Raw genomic sequence first — 21404 nt, 5'->3', positions numbered from 1 at the left:
GGGGGGCCATGGCTGGCCCACTCGGTGCACGCGAGTGTGTCGGCGCCCTGGCGGTGCACCACCACCACCAGGGAGCCCTCCATCTACTCCTCGACCTTGCCGTCCGGCCAGGTCGCTTCGAGCGAACAGCGGTAGCCGCCGCGGCGGGAGCCGCGCGCCGTCACCTTGTCCAGCGACCACTGGCCCTGCATGTGGCTGGGCCAGCTGTCGTCGAGCTCGATCAATCCCTCCGCGGCGAGATCCGGATTGCCCGGACACTCCACCCGCAGCTTCGCCGCCTCGCGCCGCAGCCGGCGCAGCTCGCCCTCACCGGCGGCTTGTGCCTCGCCCGGCGACTGGTAGCTCTGGCGCAGCCGCTTGAACGGCTCCTCGCCGAGATCCACCTCGACCTCGACACCCTCCTCGCCGTCGAACCAGGCCGCCTGCACGCCCTTGAAGCGCAGCCGGCTGTTGCGGTCCACGCTGGCGTTCACGAACGCCTGCTGGCCCGGCTCGTTGTTCGGCGGTACCGAGAGCGTGACAATCGGGATCGACTGGCCGCTGATCGCCTTGGTCTCGCCCCGTCGGGCCATCACGTAGAGGCCGTCGTAGGGCTTGGCCACGGCGTCGAAGCGGCCCGCCAGGCGCGTCAGGAAGGCCGCGTCGGTCTCGTCGGCCTGGTCGACATGCTCGATCGCGATGCCATCGAGCGCCGGCGCGATGCGCGGCGAGAAGCCATGCCGGCGCGTCAGGGTGCGGAAGATCTCGCCGAGGGTCGTGTCGGTGAAGCTCGCCGAGCGGCGCCGCTTGAACGCCGTCTCGTCGGCCACCTCCCAGGGCGCGGCCGTGGCCACAATCATCAGCTGGTCGGGAAACAGCTTCGGCGTGGTCCGCGAGATCGTGAACTGGCCCTTGTTGACCAGCGCGCCGCCCTCGGCCCAGCCGACCTCGAGGCCGAGCTTGTCGCCCTCCCGGGGCAGGCCATCGAGGCCCCGGGTGTCCACCGTCAGGTGCAGCCGATCCGACTCCTGGCCGGCGGCATCGATGTGCTCCCAGTCGATCAGTCGCCGGCCGTTGATCAGGTCGGCGTGCGCGCCGGTGATGCGCACCACCGGCGTGTATCCGTTCAATCCCATGCGGTCACCGCCTTACGCGCGGTGTCGCGCGGGCTCTCCACCTCCGGCAGGTAGACCAGGACGCCCGACGGCAGCAGGGTGCCGTAGGCCGCCAGGCCCGGGTTGGCCTTCCAGAAGGCCTCCTCGGCCGCGTCGTCGTCGCGGCCCATCTCGCGCCAGAGGATCCCGTTAGGGCTGTCCCCGGCGATCGTTCTGATTGCCCGCATCGAAGAACTCCCTGAGCTGTACCACCCAATCGATCGCCATCGCCGTGCCGTCGTCGATGACCCGGCGCTGCGTCTCTTCCACGCTGTCGAGCCGCCAGCGCCCCAGGTTCATGCCCAGGGCGTCGACCAGGGCCAGCGGCCGTCGCTCGGCCTGCAGGGCGCGGAGCTCCTCGAGGCGCTCCATGCCCTGGGCATAGAAGGCGGTGCCGGTGATGCGGATCTCGCCCAGGTCCTGGCCGGTGTTCTGGCTGCTGGGCGAGGCGTAGGCCAGGTCGATCTCGATCCAGCCGCCGTGGCTCTTGCGCTCCAGGCGCGAGTACGGGAAGCCCCGGCCCAGCGAGAACACGAACGGCCCCAGGGCCATCTGTTGGCGCATCAGTTCCCCCTATCGGTCAGCGCGGCGTCCACCCGCATGTCGAGATCGTTGGCGCCCAGGATCGGCAGCAGATCGCCCCGCAGCCGCTGCATCAGCCGGTCCAGCAGGGCCTCGTCGCGGACGCTGTCGCCGGTGGACTCCACCTTGACGTGAAAGGTCGGCGAGATCGTCCGGGCGTCGGTGGTGGTGTTGGTGGTCTGGTTGAGCGTCTCCGCGACCGACTCCGGCGAAGCCAGCAGGTCGGGCGGATTGCTCACCTGGTTGGCGATGCGCTCGAGGCGGTCGGCGCGGGCGTCGGCTTCCTCGTCGTCGCCGAACGCCCAGTTCCACAGCGCGCCGGTCTTCTGGCCGACCCACTGCCCTGCCGCGCTGCCGGCGATACCGCCGGCGACGCCGCCCACGGCACCGCCCACGGCCGTGCCCACGCCGGGGAAGACCATCGTGCCCAGGGCCGCCCCACCGGCCGCTCCGGCCCAGGCGCCGCCCAGGCTCCCGGCCGTGCCGCCCACCGCCGAGCCGACGCCCTCGGCGTCGCCATCGCCGGCGGCGTTGGCGGCCTGCACCGCCCCCATGCCGATGGCCAGCGGCACCGCCGCGCGGCCCGTCCAGCGGGCGGCCCGGCTGTTGCCGAGGCGCTCGCTGAAGCCAGCCAGGCGGGCTCGCCAGCCGCTCGAGGCGCTCGAGGGCGCGGCGATCGAGTTCGGCGGCACCGTGGTGAAACGCTGGTTCGACAGCCCGCCGGCGGCAGCGGCACGGGCCGCCGGCGAGGATCCGGCCCGCGGCGCCCCGCCGGTACCGCGCCGCCCGCGACCGCCACCGCCGACGCCCGCCCCGGCGCCCAGCCGTGCCAGGGCGCCGTTCAGGCGACCCACGGCGGCGTTGGCCAGGGTGGCCGTCCGCGCGGTGTTTGAATTGAGCTGGGCGCGGGTGAGGTTCGCGCGGTTGAACAGCTGCCCGAACAGCAGGCCGGCGAAGCGCACGCCCAGGAAGCCGGCCTTTGCCGCGACCAGGGCGGCGGCGGTGCCGCCGATCACCGCGGTCAGGGTCTGGTTTTCCTCGGCGAAGTCGGCCACCAGGTTGGCGCCGTCGGCCAGCGGGTCCAGCACCGCGTTGGTGGCCGGCAGCAGCGCCGTCCCCACCACCGTGGCCAGGCGGCCGAAGCTGCTGGTGGTGCGGTTCCAGGTGGTCTGGGTGGTGTCCGCCAGGCCGGCGGCCTCGCGGGCCATGCTGCCCTGGTAGCGGGCCTGGTCGTTGACCAGCTCGAAGGCGCCGCGCAGCGCCTCGGTGTTGGCCAGCAGGGGCATGATCGCGCCCTTGCTGTCCTCGCCGAACAGGGTCGAGACCAGCGCCGGGATCTCGTCCGCCGGCTCCTGCTGCAGGGCCTCGATCACGCTCAGCATCGCCGCCGGCGCGTCGTCCTGCATGTCCCGGGCGAGCTGCTCGGGCGAGAAGCCCAGCCCGCTCATGGCCTCGCGCTGGGCGGCGGTCGCCGTGCTGCCCTTCGTCAGCGCGTTGGTGGTGTTCTTCAGGGCGGTGGCGGCCACCTCGGGCGTCGCCCCGCCGTTGAGCAGCGCCGCGGACAGCGCCGCGGCCTGCCCCTCGTTGAGGCCGGCGCCCATGGCCACCGCGCCCTGCCGGCGCAGCACGTCGGCGATGTCGCCGGACTCGGCGTTGTAGCTGTTGCCGAGCTCGTTGGCCATGTCGGCCAGCAGGCTCGCCCGCTGCTGGTCGAGCCCCATGCCGGCCCGCCACGCCATCAGCGTCTTCCCGGAGTCGTCGGCGGTCATGTCGAAGGCGTTGGCCATCGTCGCCGAGGTGCGGGTGAAGTTGTCGATCTCGTCGCCGGCAATGCCGCCCTGGGCGGCGGCGGTCTGGATCCGGAACAGATCCGTGGCCGTCAGGCCGCCCGAGGCGATCTCCCGCTCGGTGGCCAGGCGCAGGTTGGCCGAGGCGCGGGCCGCGACTTCTTCGTCGGAGGCGTTGGACACCTTGGCGTACTCGGCGCCGGCGGTCTCCAGGCTCATCGCCTGGCTGATCGGCTGGGCCGCGATGTAGCCCAGGGCGGCGGTCTCGACGATCTGACCGTGCAGCTCGGCGCGCGCCGCGATGTTGCTGTCGACCCGGGCGCGGGCGTCGCCCACCGCCGCCATCCGGCCGCGCTGGGTCGCCAGGGCGGCGTTGGCCCGCTCGGTGGCGGTCTCGATCCGGCGCTGCTCGTCGGCGAAGCGGCCGACATCGACGCCGGCCGACTCCAGGCTGTTCTCCAGCCGGCCGAGCTCGTTGCGCTGGGCGCGGTGCTTGGAGGTGAGATCCGCGACGCTCGCCGTCGCGCGATCGTAGGCCCGGCGCATGCGCTGGGTGGGCCGCTCGGCCTCGCTCAGTTCGCGCTTCAGGCGGGCCTGCTCGATGCGCGCCTCCTCGAGGGAGGCCGCCGTGGCGTCCACCTGGTCGGTCAGGCGGCGATAGCCGTCGAGATCCTTGGCCTGGCGGTTGAGGTCGCGCAGCTCGGCCTGCTGGCCGCGAACGTCCTCCTGGAGGCGCTCGCCGGCGTCGCGGAAGTCGCGGAATGGCCGGGTGAACTGGTCCACCGCCGCGAGGACGACGCTGTATTTGCTCTCGGCCATCCGTTGCTCCTGGTCTAGTGGCCGGCCTTGAGCCGCTTCATCGCGAGCTCGTACCGGCGCAGGGCCTTATCCGCGGACCACTTCAGGAGATCCCGCTCGCTCACCTGGTAGACGAGCGGGATCACGTCCGTCAGGACGTCGATGTCCCGTCGTGAAAGAAGTCGCCCGCCTGGTTCAAAAAAGCGTCGATGCGCCCCTGCAGCGTGTTCCAGTCGGGCACCGTCATCTCGGCCAGCTCCTGGACGGTCAGGCCGGTGCACTTGGCGGTGATGAACTCGGCCGCCTCGTAGCGATCGTCGATCTTCCCCATCAGCAGGGTGGTCTCGAGGTCGGGCACCTCGAGCGGGATCCGCTCCAGGGTGCGCCCATCGGGTCGGGTCAGCGGCTCGAGCAGCCGCGGCGCGTCCGGGTCGTCCTCCTCGCCCTCGGGCAGCGCCTCGAGGAAGTGGTCGGCGTCCTGGCTGACGAGCTCGAGCACCCGGCGCTGGAGGCCGTTGTAGTCGGGGCGCTTGAGGCGCTTCAGCGCGGCCTCCTCGAGGCCGGTAGCCATCGCCGCCAGGGCGAGGAACAGCGCGGTATCGCCGAGGCCCTTGCCGGTCGAGGACTTGGCCTTGGCGGCGTCGTCCTTCTTGATCAGCTCGTTGTGCTCGCCGTGGCGGATCGGGCGCAGGGTCAGCTCGTGGCGCGTCTCGCCGTCGATCTCCACCGGCCAGTGCAGCGGGTGCGGTTGCGGGGTCCAGCTCATGGGGGCGTGTCCTGTTCAGCGGGCAAAAGAAAGGGCCGCCTGCTCGGCAGGCGGCCCGGGGTGGCTCAGGGCGGCGACGTCAGGGCGACAGCACCATACGGCGGTAGGGCTCCATCAGGTCGCCCTGGCCGAGGTTGATCACCTGGCGGCGCAGGTCGATGTCGTGGAGGATCACCCCGTTCTCGCGGCAGCTGGTGGCCACCGGCGCGATGGTGTAGATCATCTGGGGCTTGTCCTTCATCTTCACCGTGTTGCGCTCGAGCTTGATGATCTCGCCCGATACCCGGTGCCATACCTGGTACTTGATGCCCTCCAGGTCCTTCAGGGCCTCGATCACGTCGAGCTCGACGGTGTCGCCCTCGGTGATCCCCAGCGCGGCGACGATCTCGATGCCACCGCCCGAGAGGGTGACGCGGCAGGTCATCTCCTTGAGCCCGACCATCATCTGCTCGGGCACGAAGCGGCCGCCCTGGGCCATCTCCATTTCCTTCTCCAGCACGACCGGCTCGAACTCCTCGAGCGTGTGCATCAGCGGGTAGCCCGAGAGGGTCCCGCCGAGCGACATCCGTTGACGGTTAAGCATTCAGGACCTCCTCGATGAACTCCTCGGTCAACTCGTCCTTGGCGTTCAGGTGAATGATGGTGTGCTCGTTGGGCGAGTAGCGACCGTAGTCGAACACCACGTACCAGCTGCCGTTCTTGTAACGCTCGATGGTGTTCAGCGTCGGGTGCAGGTAGATCTCCGCGGCCGGGATCACCTCCTGGGCGACCAGGTCCTGGGCGAAGCGGTTGATCTTGCGCACCTCCTGCTCCATGAACGACTTGGTCAGGTTCTTCGCCATGCCCTTCTGCGCGGCCTTCATCAGCTTGCGCGCGATGGCGTCCTCGAGGCCCACGTGGGAGATGAACTCCCCGGTCACCCCGCGGTTGCCGATCAGCGAGAAGCCGCCGAGGCTGGTCCGCGCGTAGTAGCTCACGCCGTAGCGGTTGAGCAGGTCGCCGTTGGTGGACTTGTCCAGGATGTTGTAGTTGACGTGGCGCGACACGTCCTGGATCAGCACGCCCTGGTTGCCGGGACTCACCCAGGGGTCGGTGGCGGCGAAGCACGCCATGGCCTGGACCGAGGGCGCGATCATCACGTCGCCCAGGGCGGCGCGGGAGTAGATCGCGGTCATCTGGTAGGCCATGTAGCCGCGCCGGTAGCCGGTGTCCTCGCCGCCGATGGTCTCGCTGTCGGCGGTCACCGCGTCCACGGTGTCGTCGATCGCGTCCATCACGAAGCGCGACATGATCCGCTTGGCCATGCTGGCCATGGCCTGGCGCACCTCGCTCTGGTGCGAGTAGCCCGGGCAGGCGAAGACGGTCGGCACCTCCTGGGCGTTGGGCAGCGCCTCGAGACCCAGCGGCTGGCCGGAGGTGGCATCGATGCCGCCGATGATATTGGCCGTGGTCTCGGTGATGTCGAGGCCTTCCTCGACCACCACCACGTACTGCGGCACCTTGGCCTTCTTCAGCACCTCGCTGACGGCGTGCCAGCCGGTGCCGGCCTCGTCGCCGGTGGTGTCCAGCAGCGCGGCGTCGGCCTGGTTGGCGATGCGGAACGGCGTGTTCAGCGGCACCGACGGGTCACGATCGGGGGCGGTCACCACCCAGCCGAGCACCTCGCCGCCCAGCGGGCCGAGCGGCTCCGGCGGGCGCTGGGCCTCGATCGTGGCGCCGTTGTGTTCAAAGTTGATGATCTCGGGCATCAGTCACTCGCCTTCTTCGCGGTGGTCGTCTTGACCGCCTGGGTGGATTTCAGCGCGATGCGGTTAGCGCGCAGCAGCTGCGCCGCCTCGCAGTCGAGCAGCTCCAGCTCGTCGTCCTTGGCGGTCCAGTGCCCGCGACGCGGGAACGGGACCAGGACCACGTAGGTCTTGCGCTTGCTTGTAGCCATGGGGCTTTCTCCGGGCACAAAAAAACCGCCATCAGGCGGCCGGGATGGGTGGTGCTGGGCGGGCGCGCTACCAGGTCACGGCCTCGAGCGCCGCCCGCTTCTCGTCGTCGGTCAGGGTGTCGTCGGCCAGCGCCGCGTCGATCGTGTCCTTGCGGTCCCAGCCCTGCTGGTAGATGTCCTCGATGTAGACCAGCGCCGCATCGGTCAGCGTCACCATCTCGGCCGGCGTGATCGAATGGGAGACGTTGGACTCGCCCCGGATCACCATCACCTCGTCGGTGACGCCCTGGTTCACGAGCCGCTCGGCCTTGATGCCCAGTCCCAGCAGGTTGATCTGGTCCTGCGGCCGGGTCTGCACCACGTCGGCGGAGCCATCGGGCAGGGTGTAGTCCATCCCGGCGGCAAAGGCGGCGTCGCGACTGGCGAAGATCTCGGCGCGCTTGCGGGCGGCGAGGGCTTCGAGCGTCATCTCGACCGGGGGAATATCGACCCAAGTCGGGCGCCCCTCTGCCGTCGCCCCGCGCACTTTCCCCGCCGGGGACTCTCCGGCGCCATACGTCTGCCATTCGTCCTCTGTGACTTCGATGGCATCGACCGGCCAAGTCCCGCTCGCCTCATAGCGAGACTTGAACGCGGGATCGTAGAAGCGGTTTTCGGAAGCGCTGTAGAACATGGAATAACTCCGCGTTAATGACCGACGCCGAAGAACATGACGTGGGCTGGTTCACCCGAGGTGTTGCTGCCGTAGAGCCGATATGCACGACCTTCCAAGCTGGAAACATCGATCTCGGTTAGAGCACATACCAGCTCCTCAGCTTCTGAATTAGTGCCCTGACAGGTTGCTATGGCACAGAACACAGAGTTCGGAAACGTAATCGGCCACGCGGAGGTGAATGAGACACGACGGTGAACATGGTTCGTACTGCTTGCGGGGTTATTATCTCCGGTGCTATCCGGGCCGGTGAAGGTGACGCCGCCCCACTGGAAAATCACGCCCCCCAGCCAGCTCGGAAAACCCACATAGCCGTTGCTGCCCAAGCTGATAGAGAAGCCCCAGCGCAGCTTCTTTGGCGTCACCGCCGCGGTATCATCGGTGCCCGCATCGACTTGTGACTGGGTGGCGACCTTGAGCATCCCAGCGACGGTTTCGGTCGCTTGCTTGACCCATTGCGCCGCCCAGTTCTTGAGCTTCTTGGCGGTGACGAACTTGCCATCGTCCTCGCCCGCGTCCACCTCGGGCTGAGTCGCCTTGACCACCATCCCGCGATCGGTCTCGGTGGCCAGCGGGTGGATGCGGCTGGCTTCGTGCTCGGCCCGCTCCTGGTCGACGTATTCCCGGGTGGCGAGCACCACGCTGGGGTCGACCAGCAGCGTCACCGCGGCGGTGTCACTGACCTCGAGCACCATGCGGATGGTCAGGGTGCGCCCGCTGCCCTCGCTCAAGACCGGCTTGTAGGTCTCGGGGTAGTTGCCGTAGCCGATCAGGTCGCCGGCGTCATCGAACAGGCCGACCTCGCGGATCGTCCAGCCGCCAACCTCGGGCGGCAGCACCTGCTCGACGATCAGCCAAGCGGGGTTGTCGGGATCCGTGTCGACGCGGTTGACCTGGGCGATGCGCACCTGGTTGACCAGCGTGGTCCGGTCGCTGTCCGGCTGCGGCAGGGTGCCGCCGCCGTCTCCCACCGCCAGCTCGGCGATGTTGATCGTTGTGCCGAGCGCGATGGCGTTGGCCATCTTGGCTTGCCCGGTCTCTGTCAGGACGGTATAGAACTGGGGCATGGGGGTTCCTATCGCTTATGGAGCGGGCAGTCAGGCGCCGGCGAGGATGCCGAACATCGCCGGCGGGGTGACGGTGGTTGTACCGCCCTCACCGTCCGGCACCTCTCGCGGGGCGCGGTCGTAGACGCTGTCATAGGCGGCGAGTGCGTCGGCATCGGCGAACACCTGGGCATAGACCGCCTGGGCGGTGCCCTTGCCCTGGTACGGCGCCTCGGCCAACACGGTGACGTGAGGCATGCCGCGCCACTGGTCGATCTCGGCGGGGCGCAGGCGGGCATAGACGAGCAGCGCCGAACCGTCAGCGTTGGTCGCCGCCGGGGTGCGGGCGAATCCCGTCACCACCGGCGGCTGGATGATCTCGCCGGTCTCGTCCCTGACCAGCATGGTCGGGTGCTCGTCGCCCAGGTGGGCGACAAGGGCTGGCATATCTGGCACGTAGAGAATGGCGTCGGTCATGCTCATGCGGTCATCTCCTCAAGCTGGGCAGCGGTGCGGGACTCGGGGATGTATTCAAAGCGCTTGATGTGGCCGTTCATGTGTCGCGTGCCATTTGCCCTGCTGCCCAAAAGCATGTCATTTGCCGGATATTCTAGCGATAAGCCTGATGCGATGCTCTCAGACGCCCCGTCCGCTGCGATCAACACCTCATTAACACCGAGGCTAACAGCCACTTTTCTCTTACCAAGCCGGCTGATTGAGGTGGATAAAATAATATGCCCCACGCCCCGTAAATCGACGGCAAAATTTCCACCACTAGAGATATAGAGAGGCGAGAACTCTTCATTATCTGTCGAAATTATAAATGGGGATTCCCCTTTTGCATCATCCAGCTCCACAACCCACGTTGATCCTGTTGGTGCATACTCTTCGCCGGCCGAATGCGACACATCATCCGCCGCCCGCGTCACCGCACTCCCCGCCGTGGGGATATAGCTGGTGGGGAAGGTGCCTTCTTCTTTTTGTATTCCGGTGAACAGGAGGTCTCCGTCTCCGATGACCATAATCTCTTGAGTTGCTGACCCTGCCGCAGGCACAGTAGAGACGACCCAAATGCGATACCAGCCATCACCTACATATTTGGCTCCAACGCTGCCGGCGCCTGCCCAGTTGCTATGCTCGTCCAGAATCACAGCGCCTGTAGCGGTGTCTATAACTACGCGGGCATAACCCGAAATGCCGTTATCGCCCAGATGAAGTTTTATCTGAGTGGCGGCTTCGTTCTTCACAAAGCCGCTTACAGCAATGGCCGTCTCCCTCGGTTGCGAATATCGTAGCGGCGTGCGCGCTGTAACGCTGCTTCCGTTACCGTCGTGGGATGCGCGATAGACGCTCAATCCTCCCAACGCTGTCGCGCCCGTATCCGTCAGGTATCCATTCGTAGATGTCCACGCTGTGAAATCTGATGAATCTGGCTCCAGATTCGTCCGACTCTCCTCAATCAACACCCCCAGATATTCCCCCGTCACCGGGTCCCACTCATGGGCCAGGGTATCCGGCGGTACCTCGACGAGCTGGATCGCGCCGCCGGCGACCGGCTGGAACACATGCTTCGGTGTCGCCCGCTGCACGGTGAACATCTCCCCCTCGCCCACCGCGCGGCTGATGCCGGTGGTGTCGCCAAGGCCGTAGGCTTGGGCCTCGAAATCCGCACGCAGACTCTCGCCGTTGTAGGGCCGCACGGAAAAGCTGCGGTTGAGCCGGGTGGTCTGCTCGTTGGCGGCCTGAACTGCCGCCGCGATCGGCGCCAGGATCTGGCTGGCACGGTACTCAGCGACCGACATTCGCTTCTCCCCGCCATATAACGACGAAACCGTATCGCTGCTGTCATGGACCAGAATCTGGTCGTCGTCGGCTAGCTCGTCACCGAGCATATTGGGAAGCTCATGAAACTGAATTTCGTCGTTCTCAGCCATTGTCTGGCAACCTCGCATTGAGTCTAAGAGCCGCACCGTTGGCCGTTCGATAGAGATGGCCGTCTATGGTCAGGCGGCCTGTCTGATTGCGCATCGGGTAAACAGTCGCGGTGTCCACAACATCGACGCCGATACCGACGAAGAACGGCCCGGTCACCTCGGCGTCTTCCGCGGCATAGGGGTAGACCGCGGTCAGGTCGCCGTCGTAGGTGACGGCGCCGACGTAGGCCCAGCCGCGGGACTCGCCGACGATCTCCAGCGTCAGCACGTCGCGCTCGGCCTTGGCCTCGGCCAGGCGCCGCTCGAGGCGCTGCTGGGCATCGGCGCCCAGCACGTCGCTGTTCACGGCGATGACGTGCACGTGATACGGGTCGCCGGTCGGGTCTTCCTGGTGCCAGGGGATCACCTCGGGCTCGAGGCCCAGGGAGCGCACGGCAAGCTCGAGCGCCTCGCGGGTGCCGGCGAGGCGCTTGGTCGGCCAGGCCGCCGCCACGGTGCGCCGCTTCTCGGCCTCGCTGGCGTGCGGATCCCACTCGCTGACGCCGTGATCCGCGCCGAGGTACGGCAGGAACGCTACCGGCGTGCGCTGCGGGTCCAGCAGGTGCGGGTGCGGCGACTCGATGCTCTCCAGGAGCTGGCGAAAGGCGCGCTCGAGACCCCGCTCGAGGCGGGTGCTGTTCTCCGGAAGCAGGCTGTGGTGATCGTAGCGGTCCTGGTCGTCGCTCATAGCGTCAGCACCTCGACGTCCACGCTGGTGCAGTACGGCGCCTGCTGGTCAGTCGCCGTGACCGCGGCCAGCGGCTCGAGCAGCTCGACCTTGACCGCGCCGCCTTGGTGGAGCTCGTGATAGATCCAGCTGGGCTCGACCGAGCCGCCCAGGGCGTGGTTGTCGTCGGCGTAGGCCTGCAGCTGCGCCTCGGCGCTTTCCTTGGTCAGCGCCGCGTCCGGGCCGGGGTAGATGTAGGCCCGCGCGCGGATCTGGTAGTCGACCGACTCGGCGCCCTGGACCGTCACCTGGTCGGTCTCGGGCACCACGTCGGGCCGGGCGAAGTGATCGCGCACGGCGTCCAACAGCGCGGCATCGGGCACGCCGTTGCCCTCCCGGGCCAGCACCGTGACCAGCACTTCGCCGGTGCCGGGGTTGACCATTCGGCCGTTGCCGTCCTTGATCTTCGCCGCGTTGCCCTCGGGGTCGAGCCGGTAGGTCACCTGAACCACGCCGGCCTCGGGCGTCTCCACGCTCACGTTGGCGCGCTCGTCCAGGGTCAGGATCTCGCTGCGGTAGTGCATGCGCGAGCCGGCGGCCGGGGCGTGGGGCGCGAGGAAGTAGCGCAGCCGCAGGTGCTCGTCCTCCTCGAGGACCGGCTCGACCGGCGGGAAGGCGTCGGGATCGCCCTCCTGGAGCGTCTGGCGCGCGATGCTCAGGTCGGCGACCTTGGCGTCCAGGTTCGAGCCGGTGGCCCACCAGGCCAGCTCCTGGCGAATCTTCTCGTTGTCGTCGCGGATCTTGGTCTGCAGCACGACGACGCAGGCCTCGATCAGCTTGGTGGAGACCTCGGCCTCGTTGTCGAGGGTCTCGCCCACCTGGGCCGCCAGGGTCTCGTCGCCCTCGGCGATGTGGGCCACCACCGCGGCCTTGAAGCTGGCCAGCATCGTCTCGAAGGTCTCGCCCTGGACGATCTCCGGGTCGGCCAGGCGGTTCTGTCCGGGAATCAGCATCAGGCGGTGACCTCAAAGGTGGTTTGCTGGTGTCGCCAGGTGCCCTCGAAGCGCAGGCGGATGCCGCTGGCATGGCGGCTGGCCACGCACCGGCTGGGCGTGAATTCCTCGAGGCCATTGGCGGGGTTGTAGAACGCCTCGATGGCGTAGCTCTGCGCCAGGAGCAGCAGGTCGTCGCCGGTGTTCTGGGCCAGGGTCTCGGGGATCCGGCAGCCGAAGTCGCGGCGCTTCTCCCGGCCGCCGATCGGCGTCGTCATCACCTGGGCGACGCGCGAGACGAACTGCTCCCAGGCGTCGATGGTGCGCCCGGTGCGAGGGTCGATGCCGATCATGAGGGAACGTCCGTTTTGCTGTTGCCGGCGACGACGCCGCCATGCTTGTGGGTCTTGCCGATGTCGGTGCCGTCGTGGTCCACCCCGGCGCCGATCAGGTGCACGCCGCTGGCGTCGATGCGGATGCCATTGCCGCCGTGCATCAGCTCGATGCCATCACGGTCATGCTTGATCGTCGTGCTGGCATTGACCCACTCCCAGGCGTGCGCGGCGAAGTCGTAGCTCTGCCGAGCGCCGTCCTTGTACTGGAGCCGGTGCAGGGTGCCCGAGGCGCCGGGCGGCGGATGAGCGGACGTGGCCAGGCCAAACACCGCGACCATTTGCGCGCCGTCGTCGCCGGCGCCATAGCTGACCAGCTGGCAGCCCTCGCCGATCGACGGCGGGCGCCACTCGCTGACCTCGCCGGCCGCCGAGCTCGCCCACTTGATCCAGGGCGTGGTGTTGCCGCCGTGGCGCACCCGGCACAGCGCCTGGTCGTGATCGACCGCCACGCAGACGCCCCGCCGGCCCTGGTTGCGGGCCCGTCGATGCAGGTCGTCGACCTCGTCCTCGAGGGCGGCGATGCGCTCGATGTAGGGCGCCAGGGCCGAGCGGATCATGGCCTCGAGGTGTTCTCTCATGGCAACGGCTCGTAGACGCTCTCGTCGTCGGTGTTCAGGCTGTCGTCGATATTCCAGGCGATCTGCGGCAGCGCCGTGGTCACCGGGTCTTCCTCGACCAGCTCCGGGCCGATCCAGAAGCACTGGGTGAAAGACACGCCCCAAGCCTCATATCCACCGGCGCCGTCCTTGAAGAACGACGGCTCGCTGCGCAGACCCTCGGGCGCTTCGATCTGCGTCGGCGGCAGGCCCCACACGCAGTCGGTGGCCACTCGCTGCACCGCCGCGGCCAGGTTGATCGCCTCGAGCGGCGCCCGGTGGCGCTGCCGGCCGACCACGCAGTGCAGGGTGATCGCCGCCTCGAAGCCGAACTGGCCGGCATGGTTGCGGGGCAGTCCCGGCACGCGCTCGAACTCGATCAGGATCTCGCCGGCCTGGCCGGCGGCGCCGACCTCGCGGCTGCCGAACTCGTTGTAGTCGTCGACGTCGATGTTCAGGATCTCCTCGAGCAGGCGATCGCGGATCGCGTCGAAGAGGTCCGATGGCTGGTTAAGCGTCCGAGAGGACATGGCGGGCCTCCTGCTCGAAGATCTCGACGAAGCGGCGCTCGACGCGCCGCTCCCAGCGCTCGACCACCGTCACGGCCACGTCGCCGAGCTCCTCGGTGACGCGCTCGATCGGCAGCCGCTCGCGCCCCTTGCGCTGCCAGACCAGCGGGTAGCGGGTGCGCATCGGCTCGATGAAGGCGCCCTCGTAGTCGCGGCGCTTCACCCGCACGCCGGTGGGCGTCTGGCGCGGCGTGCCCAGGTAGTGCACCGACAGCGGTCGCAGCCCCACCCACACCTTCACCTCGCCGTCGCGGATCCGCGGGTAGAGCTGGAAGCGCTGGCGAAGCGGCGCCTGGGTGATGCCGAGCTCGCGGCCCAGCTCGCGCACCGAGTGGGTGCGCAGCCAGGCCCCGGTCTTGCGCAGGGCCCGGCCCACCGCCGTCTCGAGCTGCTTGCGGGTCGCCTCGATCAGGTCGGGCATCCGCTGCTCGCTCTCACGCAGCGCCATCTGGATCTCGAAGCCACTGGCCATGGGTCGTCTCTCGCGTCTCGTAGGGCACCAGGATCAGGCCGACCCGCAGCCGTCCGATCGTCTGGACGTCCACCGCGGTATAGCTGCCCGAAGGCACGTCGACCCGCCGATCCGGCCAGTCGGCCGGCAGGTCCTTGGCGGGGATCTCGACGACGCGCTCGCCCGGCTTGGCCCGCACGCCGGCCTGGGCGCGCTCGCCCTGCCGCAGACGGTCCAGCTCCGGTGGGGCAAGCTCCCGACCGAGCAGCTCGAGGGTGTCGGCGTCGCCGACCAGTGCCACATCGCAGCCGAACTCGTCCGGGTCATAGAAGCTCGCCCAGTCGTCGTCGCCGATCATTACTTGCTGGCCTTACGAGCGCCGGAACGGCTGGCCGGCTTGGCCTGCTCGGCCTCGGCGGTGGTGCCGTCGCCCCCGGCGGTCTCGCCGCCCGAGCCTTCGCCGGTGGCGTCGGTCTTCTCGGGGTCGGGCTCGCCGTCGTCCTGCTCGCCGGCCAGGCCCTCGCGGTCCTCGTCGGTCGGGTAGTGGGCCATGCCGATGGCCACCAGGTCCTTCGCCTTGCGGCGAGTGCAGCGGCAGGACTCGCCCTTGTGCACCATCCCGCCGGGAACGCTGAAGTCGTCGTCGGCGATGACCTCGACCAGGTCGATCTCTTGCTTTGCCATGGGAGTGCTTCCTGTGGTCTGAAGAAAAAGGAGGGGCCGAAGCCCCTCAATGCCTGCCCGCTAGGGTTAGGCCGCCGCGGCGCGAGTCGCCTTGCAGAAGGCCTCGGGGCGGCGGACGTTGGTGTCGAGATCCTGGAACACCCGCACCACCAGGCCGTCGCTGGCCGCCTGGGCGTAGGGGTCGGGCTTGAGGTCCAGGACGCCCCACAGGCCGATGACGATCTGGCTCCAGTCGCCGAACAGCCAGGTGTCGAGCGGCATCTGGTTGGTGGCCACGGCGCCGTAGCCGTTGACCTCGTTGCCCTTGGTCCAGATCCGCTCGCCGGTGCCGGCAAAAGCCTCGGTCTTCTTCGCCGCGCCGCGCTGCCCCACGCCGGTGACGTAGTTCAGGGCGCCGTCGTCGGCGTTGTAGGTGGCCACCTTGGTCTCCATCTCGACGATGGAAGCCCAGTCGATGCCACCATTCGGGAACTCCAGGGCGCCCAGGCCGGTTTGGTTGAGCAGGCCCAGGGGCTTGTTGTTGAGCCCGTCGCCGTTGAGCTGGGCAAGGTCGGTAGCGACGCCGATGCCGCTGATCAGGTCGTCGATGATCATCGCCTCGACGGACATGCTCGACTGCTTGCGCAGCTTGCGGGAGACCGGGATCGCGCCGGCGATGGTCTTCGGCGTCAGCCCCAGGGTGGAGAGGTCGAAGTCGCTGTTCGCGACGTCCTCGTTCTCGCCCAGCCAGTAGAAGTTGGCGCCGTTCACCTTCTTCGGGATGTCGACGTCGCCCTCGAGGCCGGAGAGCATGCGCGCGCCCAGACGAGCGATCACCGTGCGGTTGCGCAGGATGTCGATGAACTGGTCGACGCGCAGGTCGGTGGCCACCAACTCGCCGCCCTTTCCGGCGGCACCCACCTCGAGGCCGCGCTGCTGCAGCATCGGATGGTGGGCGTAGGCACGCATCAGCATGTCGTGGGGCACGTAGAAGCCGCGCGCCTCGGTGCCGAGCTTGTCCGCCACGGCGATCGAAAGCTCGCGCTCGAAGCCGGCCTTGCTCCAGTCGTTGGTTGCGGCGGCCTCCAGGGCGCGCATCAGCGAGTAGCGCTGGGCCTCCTGCTCGGAGACGCCCAGGCCCTGGCTGGTCACGGCGCGCTGCTGTTCGCCGAAGTTGGGCAGCTCGCGGCTCTGCTGGCCGCCACCGGCCGGGGTCGCCTGCGGGTTCAGCCGCTCCAGGAGCATGGCGCGCACCTGGTCGACGCCGTGCCCCTTCTGGATCGCTTCCTGGGCCAGGCTGCGCTGACCGAAGCGCTCGCCCATCTCGGTGATGTCGGCCACGCGCTGACGCTCCTGGGCGAGGATGTTGTCGCGGGGCTCGGCACCCTGGCCGCCGCCCAGGCCGCGCTGCTGCTCGCCGCCGTTGGTGGGGTTCGCGCCGGGAGTGGTGTTGTCGTCGGCGCCGGGAGTCTTGTTGCGTGTAGTCATGCGAGTTTCCTTGACGGTGATGGTGTGCTGCGGTTCTGCGAGGGAACGGCCGACGCCGACGGTCGGGTCAACCGGGATGGAAACGGAGGAGACCTCGAAGGGCTCCCAGCGGGTCACGCGGTAGGTATCCACGCCATCGCGCTCGGACTCGAGCACCATCTCGTGGATCAGGTAGCGCGTGCTGATATGGCGGCGGATGCCGTCAACCACGTCCTGCCAGACCGCCTCGGCGTCGGTGCTGCGCGAGAAGCGCACCCGGGCGCGCAGCTTGCGGTCGCCATCCAGCCAGGCCTCCTCGACCACGCCGATTTGCCGCCAGTCGTTGTGCTGGTCGAGCAGCGGGGCACCGTTCTGCAGCCGGGTGAGGTCGACCGACTCGGGCGAGTGGTCGAGGATCTCCATGCCGAACCACCGCCGGAACGGGTACTCGCTGGAGACGGCAACCTCGACCGTGCGGGCGTCCTGGTCGATGCTGTCCTCGACGACCGTCAGGGCCCGCTGGAGAGGCTCGCTCTGGATCTGGCGCACCACCTGGTCAGGCGGCGTTTCGCTCTTCGTCGTCTTCTTGCTCATTGGGCGATTCCGTGGGTGGGTCGGTGGATACAGAAAGGCCCCGCTTGCGCAGGGCCTCCTCTTCGCGGGCCATCTCTTCGAAGACCTCTTCGGGGTCTTCGCCCGCCTGGCGGATGTAGTAGCTCCGCGTCTTCGTGCGGTTGGCGATCGATTCGGTGGCCGCCTTGGCGTCCTTGGCCGGATCGACCCAGTCCCAGCCACGCGGCTGCCACTGGACCTCCAGGTAACGCTCGAGGCTGGCGAACGGCAGGCGGACGGCGCTGCTGAGCATGGCCATCTCCAGCCAGCCCTCGAAGACGAAGTCGAGCAGCTCGCTGATCACGAATTGCTGCACGCACTTGTAGAAGTCCCGCTCGTCGAGCTCGCCGGAGCGCAGCGAGGAGAACGACACGCCCTCCAGATCGTGGGCCAGGCGGTTGTAGCTCGGGCCCAGGCCGGCAGCGGTGCCGCGCAGCCCCTGCTTGATGAAGGGCGCGAAGTTGGTCGCCGGGTGGTCGCTCTTGTAGGGCGTGAACTTGAGGCCGTAGGGCAGGATCTTGGCCGTGCCGGCCTCGATCTCTTCCTCGATCTCGACGTCGTCGCCCTGGTCCGGCGGCTCCGTCCACTCCGCGTCCTGCTCGAAAAAGCCGGTGAGCTTGGCGCCGTGCTCGGCGGCGATCATCTCGGCGAGGCGGTACTCGCCGATGTGGTGAAGCTCGAGCATCGAGGCGTGCGCCCAGGTGAAGCCCCGGGCCTGGTGCGGCCGCCACGACTCGAAGGTGTGCAGCAGCTCGCTGGCCGGTACCCGCAGGTGACGCCCGCGCGCCGGCGGGCGCTGCTGGGTATCGCCCGGGTGGTCGCGCAGCAGGTAGTAGGCGACCGGGCGCTCCCAGTCGTCGATCTCGACCCCCATCCGCACCCGGTTGCCGTTGGGCAGCAGGTCGTTGTAGTTGAGGTCGAGCCGATCGCACTCGAGGATCTGCAGGGCGAAGCCCCACTGGTTCGGGAAGCCGCGCACCATGCGCACCATCACCTCGCCGTCCCGGGCCAGCGTCTCCAGCCACAGGTTCAGGAAGGTGACGAAGCTGTAACGCCCGGTGACGTCGAACTGCCCCTTCCGGCAGAAGCGCCGCCAGGCGCGCTCGATCTTCTGCTGGGCGCGCTTGTCGGGCTCGCCGGCGGGCGTCTTCGCCTTCGACTGCAACTGGATTCCGCGGGGGCCGACCACGTTCTGCTTCAGCAGGCGGTGGAAGCGTTTGATGTAAGGGTTGTTGATCGACTGCTCGCGCGAGCGCTGGCGAAGCGTCTCGTGGTCGCGGTAGATCACCTGGTTGGCGTCGCCGCCGGTCATGCGTTGCGTCCACCCCGCGGTCAGCCGCGAGCGCCGGGCCGCTTGAAAGTGGCGCTTGACCCCGGCCGTCGCGTACCACGCGACGTTGAAGGCGCGCTGCAGCAGGCTCGGCTGTTTCCGTGGCATCACATCCTCCAGTTCAGCGTGCGAATGCCGAGCCCGTCACCCTGGCGAGTCTCCCTGCGCACCTCGTTGCGGTACCGGGTGCGCAGGGCCTCGAGGCGCTCGACCGGGATCCGGTCGAGGCGCTGGCCATCGATCTCGTAGCTCTGCTGGTCCTTGGGGATGCGCTTCTCGAGTGCCGCCTCGATCAGCTCGAGCATCCGCTGGGCATGGCTGCGCACGTCGCCCGCTTCGGCGCTGAGCAGGTCGGGCAGGATCTCCAGCCGGCCATCGTCCAGCGTCACCCGATCGCCGTCGGTGTGGCTCACATAGGCCACCCAGCGATACCAGCCCGGGGCCCAGGCCGCCGTGGTGCCGGCCGCCACTTCGACCAGGTACTCGCCGCCGTCGTCGATCGCCTCGATGTCGATGGTCGACGGCCCGCGCAAGGCGTAGTGGAACGTCCAGCCGGCTTCGGCCGGGTAGCCGGTGACGCGCCAGGTGAGGCTGTCACCGGCTCGGATCTCGGGTGGTCGCATGGGGTTATCGCCTACGTCGTTTCACGACCTTGAAGCGGCCCTTGTTGGGCTTCGCCGGGGGCGGGTCGCGTTGGGGTTCAGGGGTGTCGATTGCCGGGGCCTCCTCGGGCACCGGCTCGTCCGGCGCGCTGTCGTCGGAGGCCTCGCCGCGGCGCAGGCGCTTGAGGTCGCCCAGCGTCATGGCGCCACGCTTGCGGCGCTGGAGCCGGGCACGCAGGGCCATGACATACTGCATCGCCTCGCAGTCCAGGAAGTGGTTTTCGCCGACCTGTCGGTACTTGCCGGTGGCCTCGTCCCACTCCTCGCCGACGATCTGTTTGCAGTAGTCGTCGGTAACGTCGGTGGGTATCAGCCACCAGCCGGGGAAGCGATCGGCGTCGCCGGACTGGGCCCGCGAGATCCGCGAATGCACCCAGCGCTTCGCCAGCGGCGAGTCGAAGGCCCAGTAGGCGTCGCCCCGCTTGCGGGTCTTGCCCTGGCGGTTCTCCTCGACCAGCTGCTTCTTGTACGGCTTGTCGAGTTTCTCTCGACCGCGCAACGCGACCACGCGGCCCTTGTGGGCGTTGATGAAGGCGTAGACCTGGTCGTCCCGGTAGCCGATGTCGATGCCGGTCTCGTCGATGCCGTGCCCGGCGTACTCCTGGTCGATCAGCTCGCCCAGGTCATCCCACACCAGGTCCTCGTCGGTGTTGCCCCACAGCTCCCCCTGCTCGAGGAGCTGGGAGCCGAGGCCGGCGAACCAGGCGCGCACGGTGTAGACCAGGCGGCGCTTCTGGACGTCGATGGTGCAGAAGACCTTGAGCGGATCCGGGAGGATCAGCTCGCCGGCGGCGTAGCTCCAGCGCATCGCGCGGATCTCCTCCCAGGTGGGCACGTCGCCGACCTCGGCGAAGAGCTGGCCGAAGCCGGTGTTGTAGACGCCCATCAGCGTCGCCGGGTCGCCGGAGCGCTGGGCCTCGAGGAGCTTCTTCGCCAGGAAGCCGTAGCTCTTCTTCGCGGCGAACGAGCACAGGCCGGAAACCCACAGGCTGTAATGGCTCGAGCCCTCGGTCTCGGCGGTGCCCTGGACCTCGCCGGCGACGACCTGGTCGCCCTCCCGGCGGGCCGGGGTGATCGACTCGCCGGGCGCGACGGCCAGGCCCCGGGCGTTCATCCAGGGGCGCCACTTGTCTTCGATCGGCGTGCCGCAGCAGTGGCAGGACAGTCGGGCATGATGCTCGGCCTCGCTCGGCGTGCATTCGTCCTCGCTGCCCTGGCCAGGCCACCACAGCAGGTCGAGATGCGGGATGAAGTAGCCGAGGCACTCCGGACACGGCACCGCCCACTCGTGGCGGGTGCCGGACTGCCAGAGCCGCCAGACCTTGGACGTCACAGCGCCCTTCTGCCCGACCTGCCAGTGCCACAGGCCGCTGACCGGGTGCTGACGCTTCTCGACCCGGCCGCGCAGCGGCGTGGCGGTATAGCCGACCTTCGAGTCGACGTAGGCGTCGCCCCGGGCCTCGATGATCTCGGTGGTGTCGCCCTCGCCGGTGTTCACGATCCGGTCGACCTCGTCGACCAGGATCAGACCCGCCGAGTCGGCGGCGAGCTCGGTGGGCGAGCCGGCCCAAGCGAAGCGGAACTTGGTGCCGCCGATCCACTTGGTGAATTGCGTCGAGCGGCGCTTGTCGTACTTGCGCCACAGGTCCGCGCACTCGCGGAACATGTCCATGAACTTGGGCTCGACGGTGCTGGTGATCAGCGGCTTCGTCGGCGTCACATAGAGAACCGGCGTCGGATCCTCGTCGAGCCGGTGGCCGACCACGTTCTCCATGGTCACCGACTTGCCCATCTGCGTGCCCATGACGAAGGTCACGCGGCGGTATTGCGGCTGGGCGAAGGCCCAGGCGACGGGCCGCATGTAGGGGTTGCTGTCGGGGTTGAACGGACCCGGTACCGGCGACGCCGGCGGCATGATGCGCTTGTTGCGGGCCCACTCGTCACTCGTCCTCGGCGGCGGCGCCTCCACCATCCTCGCCGTCGAGCGAATCAAGGCCGTCAAGCTCTGCAACGATCTCCGATGCTGCCGAGTCAAGTCGTTCGGCAGTAGACCCACGGATGCGGCGGGTCTCGGCGTGGAGGCGTTCGCGGATGGTTGCTGGGTCATCGATCACTGCCAGGTCAGAAGCGCACCGGCTCGAAAGCGAGTCGAGCTGGGTGGCGTATACCGCGCCGACGGCGTGCAGGATCCTGCCCACCGCGTCCAGCGGCACCAGGCGCCGGCGTTCCTTGTCGATATCGATCTGGAGCTTCTCGCGGCGGGCCTT

General features: G+C 68.5%; 25 protein-coding genes. All 25 read right to left on the bottom strand.

The window, feature by feature from the left end; genetic code table 11:
* Nucleotides 1-83: 83 nt before the first annotated feature.
* Nucleotides 84-1115 (bottom strand): contractile injection system protein, VgrG/Pvc8 family, encoded by a 1032-nt coding sequence (locus tag MYL53_RS17010; protein WP_247855264.1) that lies wholly within the window; start codon nt 1113-1115, stop codon nt 84-86.
* A complete protein-coding gene (locus tag MYL53_RS17005; protein WP_247855263.1) occupies nt 1106-1321 on the bottom strand; it encodes a tail protein X in 216 nt (71 codons plus the stop codon). The genes MYL53_RS17010 and MYL53_RS17005 overlap by 10 nt, the downstream gene beginning before the upstream one ends.
* The gene (locus MYL53_RS17000; RefSeq protein ID WP_247855262.1) at nt 1284-1697 is read right to left on the bottom strand and encodes a phage tail protein; all 414 of its coding nucleotides are present in this window, start codon (nt 1695-1697) and stop codon (nt 1284-1286) included. The genes MYL53_RS17005 and MYL53_RS17000 overlap by 38 nt, the downstream gene beginning before the upstream one ends.
* Nucleotides 1697-4321, bottom strand: coding sequence for a phage tail tape measure protein (locus MYL53_RS16995; protein ID WP_247855261.1), 2625 nt, complete (start codon nt 4319-4321; stop codon nt 1697-1699). Before MYL53_RS16995 ends, MYL53_RS17000 begins: the two co-directional genes overlap by 1 nt.
* 130 nt (nt 4322-4451) lie before the next feature.
* The gene (locus tag MYL53_RS16990; protein ID WP_247855260.1) at nt 4452-5066 is read right to left on the bottom strand and encodes a phage tail assembly protein; all 615 of its coding nucleotides are present in this window, start codon (nt 5064-5066) and stop codon (nt 4452-4454) included.
* A gap of 79 nt (nt 5067-5145) precedes the next feature.
* Nucleotides 5146-5649 carry a phage major tail tube protein gene (locus tag MYL53_RS16985; protein WP_247855259.1) on the bottom strand — a complete coding sequence of 168 codons (504 nt, stop codon included), beginning with the start codon at nt 5647-5649 and terminating at the stop codon, nt 5146-5148.
* Nucleotides 5642-6814 carry a phage tail sheath protein gene (locus tag MYL53_RS16980; RefSeq protein ID WP_247855258.1) on the bottom strand — a complete coding sequence of 391 codons (1173 nt, stop codon included), beginning with the start codon at nt 6812-6814 and terminating at the stop codon, nt 5642-5644. Before MYL53_RS16980 ends, MYL53_RS16985 begins: the two co-directional genes overlap by 8 nt.
* On the bottom strand, nt 6814-7002 hold the full coding sequence (locus MYL53_RS16975) for a hypothetical protein (RefSeq protein ID WP_247855257.1): 189 nt from the start codon (nt 7000-7002) through the stop codon (nt 6814-6816). The genes MYL53_RS16980 and MYL53_RS16975 overlap by 1 nt, the downstream gene beginning before the upstream one ends.
* 67 nt (nt 7003-7069) lie before the next feature.
* Nucleotides 7070-7675: a DUF4376 domain-containing protein gene (locus MYL53_RS16970; protein WP_247855256.1), complete on the bottom strand. Its 606-nt coding sequence runs from the start codon at nt 7673-7675 to the stop codon at nt 7070-7072.
* A 14-nt stretch (nt 7676-7689) separates the two neighbouring features.
* Nucleotides 7690-8781, bottom strand: a complete 1092-nt coding sequence (locus MYL53_RS16965) for a phage tail protein (RefSeq protein ID WP_247855255.1) — start codon at nt 8779-8781, stop codon at nt 7690-7692.
* A gap of 30 nt (nt 8782-8811) precedes the next feature.
* Nucleotides 8812-9243, bottom strand: coding sequence for a hypothetical protein (locus MYL53_RS16960; RefSeq protein WP_247855254.1), 432 nt, complete (start codon nt 9241-9243; stop codon nt 8812-8814).
* Nucleotides 9240-10694 (bottom strand): phage head spike fiber domain-containing protein, encoded by a 1455-nt coding sequence (locus MYL53_RS16955; protein WP_247855253.1) that lies wholly within the window; start codon nt 10692-10694, stop codon nt 9240-9242. The genes MYL53_RS16960 and MYL53_RS16955 overlap by 4 nt, the downstream gene beginning before the upstream one ends.
* Nucleotides 10687-11421, bottom strand: coding sequence for a phage tail protein I (locus MYL53_RS16950; protein ID WP_247855252.1), 735 nt, complete (start codon nt 11419-11421; stop codon nt 10687-10689). Before MYL53_RS16950 ends, MYL53_RS16955 begins: the two co-directional genes overlap by 8 nt.
* Nucleotides 11418-12413 (bottom strand): baseplate J/gp47 family protein, encoded by a 996-nt coding sequence (locus MYL53_RS16945; RefSeq protein ID WP_247855251.1) that lies wholly within the window; start codon nt 12411-12413, stop codon nt 11418-11420. Before MYL53_RS16945 ends, MYL53_RS16950 begins: the two co-directional genes overlap by 4 nt.
* Complete coding sequence (locus MYL53_RS16940) at nt 12413-12745, bottom strand: hypothetical protein (protein ID WP_247855250.1); 333 nt, start codon at nt 12743-12745, stop codon at nt 12413-12415. Before MYL53_RS16940 ends, MYL53_RS16945 begins: the two co-directional genes overlap by 1 nt.
* Entirely contained in the window at nt 12742-13365 is a 624-nt protein-coding gene (locus tag MYL53_RS16935; RefSeq protein ID WP_247855249.1) for a phage baseplate assembly protein V, read from the bottom strand. Before MYL53_RS16935 ends, MYL53_RS16940 begins: the two co-directional genes overlap by 4 nt.
* The gene (locus MYL53_RS16930) at nt 13362-13913 is read right to left on the bottom strand and encodes a hypothetical protein (RefSeq protein ID WP_247855248.1); all 552 of its coding nucleotides are present in this window, start codon (nt 13911-13913) and stop codon (nt 13362-13364) included. The genes MYL53_RS16935 and MYL53_RS16930 overlap by 4 nt, the downstream gene beginning before the upstream one ends.
* Nucleotides 13894-14424 carry a hypothetical protein gene (locus MYL53_RS16925; RefSeq protein ID WP_247855247.1) on the bottom strand — a complete coding sequence of 177 codons (531 nt, stop codon included), beginning with the start codon at nt 14422-14424 and terminating at the stop codon, nt 13894-13896. Before MYL53_RS16925 ends, MYL53_RS16930 begins: the two co-directional genes overlap by 20 nt.
* Nucleotides 14387-14761: a hypothetical protein gene (locus MYL53_RS16920; protein ID WP_247855246.1), complete on the bottom strand. Its 375-nt coding sequence runs from the start codon at nt 14759-14761 to the stop codon at nt 14387-14389. Before MYL53_RS16920 ends, MYL53_RS16925 begins: the two co-directional genes overlap by 38 nt.
* A complete protein-coding gene (locus MYL53_RS16915; protein WP_247855245.1) occupies nt 14761-15087 on the bottom strand; it encodes a hypothetical protein in 327 nt (108 codons plus the stop codon). The genes MYL53_RS16920 and MYL53_RS16915 overlap by 1 nt, the downstream gene beginning before the upstream one ends.
* A 66-nt stretch (nt 15088-15153) precedes the next feature.
* Entirely contained in the window at nt 15154-17127 is a 1974-nt protein-coding gene (locus MYL53_RS16910) for a phage major capsid protein (protein WP_247855244.1), read from the bottom strand.
* Nucleotides 17090-18583, bottom strand: coding sequence for a phage portal protein (locus tag MYL53_RS16905; RefSeq protein WP_247855243.1), 1494 nt, complete (start codon nt 18581-18583; stop codon nt 17090-17092). The genes MYL53_RS16910 and MYL53_RS16905 overlap by 38 nt, the downstream gene beginning before the upstream one ends.
* Nucleotides 18583-19098, bottom strand: a complete 516-nt coding sequence (locus tag MYL53_RS16900; RefSeq protein WP_247855242.1) for a hypothetical protein — start codon at nt 19096-19098, stop codon at nt 18583-18585. Before MYL53_RS16900 ends, MYL53_RS16905 begins: the two co-directional genes overlap by 1 nt.
* A 4-nt stretch (nt 19099-19102) precedes the next feature.
* The gene (locus tag MYL53_RS16895; protein ID WP_247855241.1) at nt 19103-21139 is read right to left on the bottom strand and encodes a terminase gpA endonuclease subunit; all 2037 of its coding nucleotides are present in this window, start codon (nt 21137-21139) and stop codon (nt 19103-19105) included.
* On the bottom strand, nt 21078-21404 hold a 327-nt coding region (locus tag MYL53_RS16890), incomplete at its 5' end, for a hypothetical protein (RefSeq protein ID WP_425591765.1). The genes MYL53_RS16890 and MYL53_RS16895, both read right to left, overlap by 62 nt.

Origin of the sequence: Halomonas getboli (genome assembly GCF_023094245.1) — a bacterium.
GTDB classification, from domain to species: domain Bacteria; phylum Pseudomonadota; class Gammaproteobacteria; order Pseudomonadales; family Halomonadaceae; genus Halomonas; species Halomonas getboli.
This window is presented reverse-complemented; position numbering and strand designations above follow the sequence as displayed.

Coding starts and splice junctions, on each gene's coding strand:
- MYL53_RS17010 (WP_247855264.1), bottom strand. CDS start 1,115: ATGGGATTGAACGGATACACGCCGGTGGTGCGCATCACCGGCGCGCAC.
- MYL53_RS17005 (WP_247855263.1), bottom strand. CDS start 1,321: ATGCGGGCAATCAGAACGATCGCCGGGGACAGCCCTAACGGGATCCTC.
- MYL53_RS17000 (WP_247855262.1), bottom strand. CDS start 1,697: ATGCGCCAACAGATGGCCCTGGGGCCGTTCGTGTTCTCGCTGGGCCGG.
- MYL53_RS16995 (WP_247855261.1), bottom strand. CDS start 4,321: ATGGCCGAGAGCAAATACAGCGTCGTCCTCGCGGCGGTGGACCAGTTC.
- MYL53_RS16990 (WP_247855260.1), bottom strand. CDS start 5,066: ATGAGCTGGACCCCGCAACCGCACCCGCTGCACTGGCCGGTGGAGATC.
- MYL53_RS16985 (WP_247855259.1), bottom strand. CDS start 5,649: ATGCTTAACCGTCAACGGATGTCGCTCGGCGGGACCCTCTCGGGCTAC.
- MYL53_RS16980 (WP_247855258.1), bottom strand. CDS start 6,814: ATGCCCGAGATCATCAACTTTGAACACAACGGCGCCACGATCGAGGCC.
- MYL53_RS16975 (WP_247855257.1), bottom strand. CDS start 7,002: ATGGCTACAAGCAAGCGCAAGACCTACGTGGTCCTGGTCCCGTTCCCG.
- MYL53_RS16970 (WP_247855256.1), bottom strand. CDS start 7,675: ATGTTCTACAGCGCTTCCGAAAACCGCTTCTACGATCCCGCGTTCAAG.
- MYL53_RS16965 (WP_247855255.1), bottom strand. CDS start 8,781: ATGCCCCAGTTCTATACCGTCCTGACAGAGACCGGGCAAGCCAAGATG.
- MYL53_RS16960 (WP_247855254.1), bottom strand. CDS start 9,243: ATGAGCATGACCGACGCCATTCTCTACGTGCCAGATATGCCAGCCCTT.
- MYL53_RS16955 (WP_247855253.1), bottom strand. CDS start 10,694: ATGGCTGAGAACGACGAAATTCAGTTTCATGAGCTTCCCAATATGCTC.
- MYL53_RS16950 (WP_247855252.1), bottom strand. CDS start 11,421: ATGAGCGACGACCAGGACCGCTACGATCACCACAGCCTGCTTCCGGAG.
- MYL53_RS16945 (WP_247855251.1), bottom strand. CDS start 12,413: ATGCTGATTCCCGGACAGAACCGCCTGGCCGACCCGGAGATCGTCCAG.
- MYL53_RS16940 (WP_247855250.1), bottom strand. CDS start 12,745: ATGATCGGCATCGACCCTCGCACCGGGCGCACCATCGACGCCTGGGAG.
- MYL53_RS16935 (WP_247855249.1), bottom strand. CDS start 13,365: ATGAGAGAACACCTCGAGGCCATGATCCGCTCGGCCCTGGCGCCCTAC.
- MYL53_RS16930 (WP_247855248.1), bottom strand. CDS start 13,913: ATGTCCTCTCGGACGCTTAACCAGCCATCGGACCTCTTCGACGCGATC.
- MYL53_RS16925 (WP_247855247.1), bottom strand. CDS start 14,424: ATGGCCAGTGGCTTCGAGATCCAGATGGCGCTGCGTGAGAGCGAGCAG.
- MYL53_RS16920 (WP_247855246.1), bottom strand. CDS start 14,761: ATGATCGGCGACGACGACTGGGCGAGCTTCTATGACCCGGACGAGTTC.
- MYL53_RS16915 (WP_247855245.1), bottom strand. CDS start 15,087: ATGGCAAAGCAAGAGATCGACCTGGTCGAGGTCATCGCCGACGACGAC.
- MYL53_RS16910 (WP_247855244.1), bottom strand. CDS start 17,127: ATGAGCAAGAAGACGACGAAGAGCGAAACGCCGCCTGACCAGGTGGTG.
- MYL53_RS16905 (WP_247855243.1), bottom strand. CDS start 18,583: ATGCCACGGAAACAGCCGAGCCTGCTGCAGCGCGCCTTCAACGTCGCG.
- MYL53_RS16900 (WP_247855242.1), bottom strand. CDS start 19,098: ATGCGACCACCCGAGATCCGAGCCGGTGACAGCCTCACCTGGCGCGTC.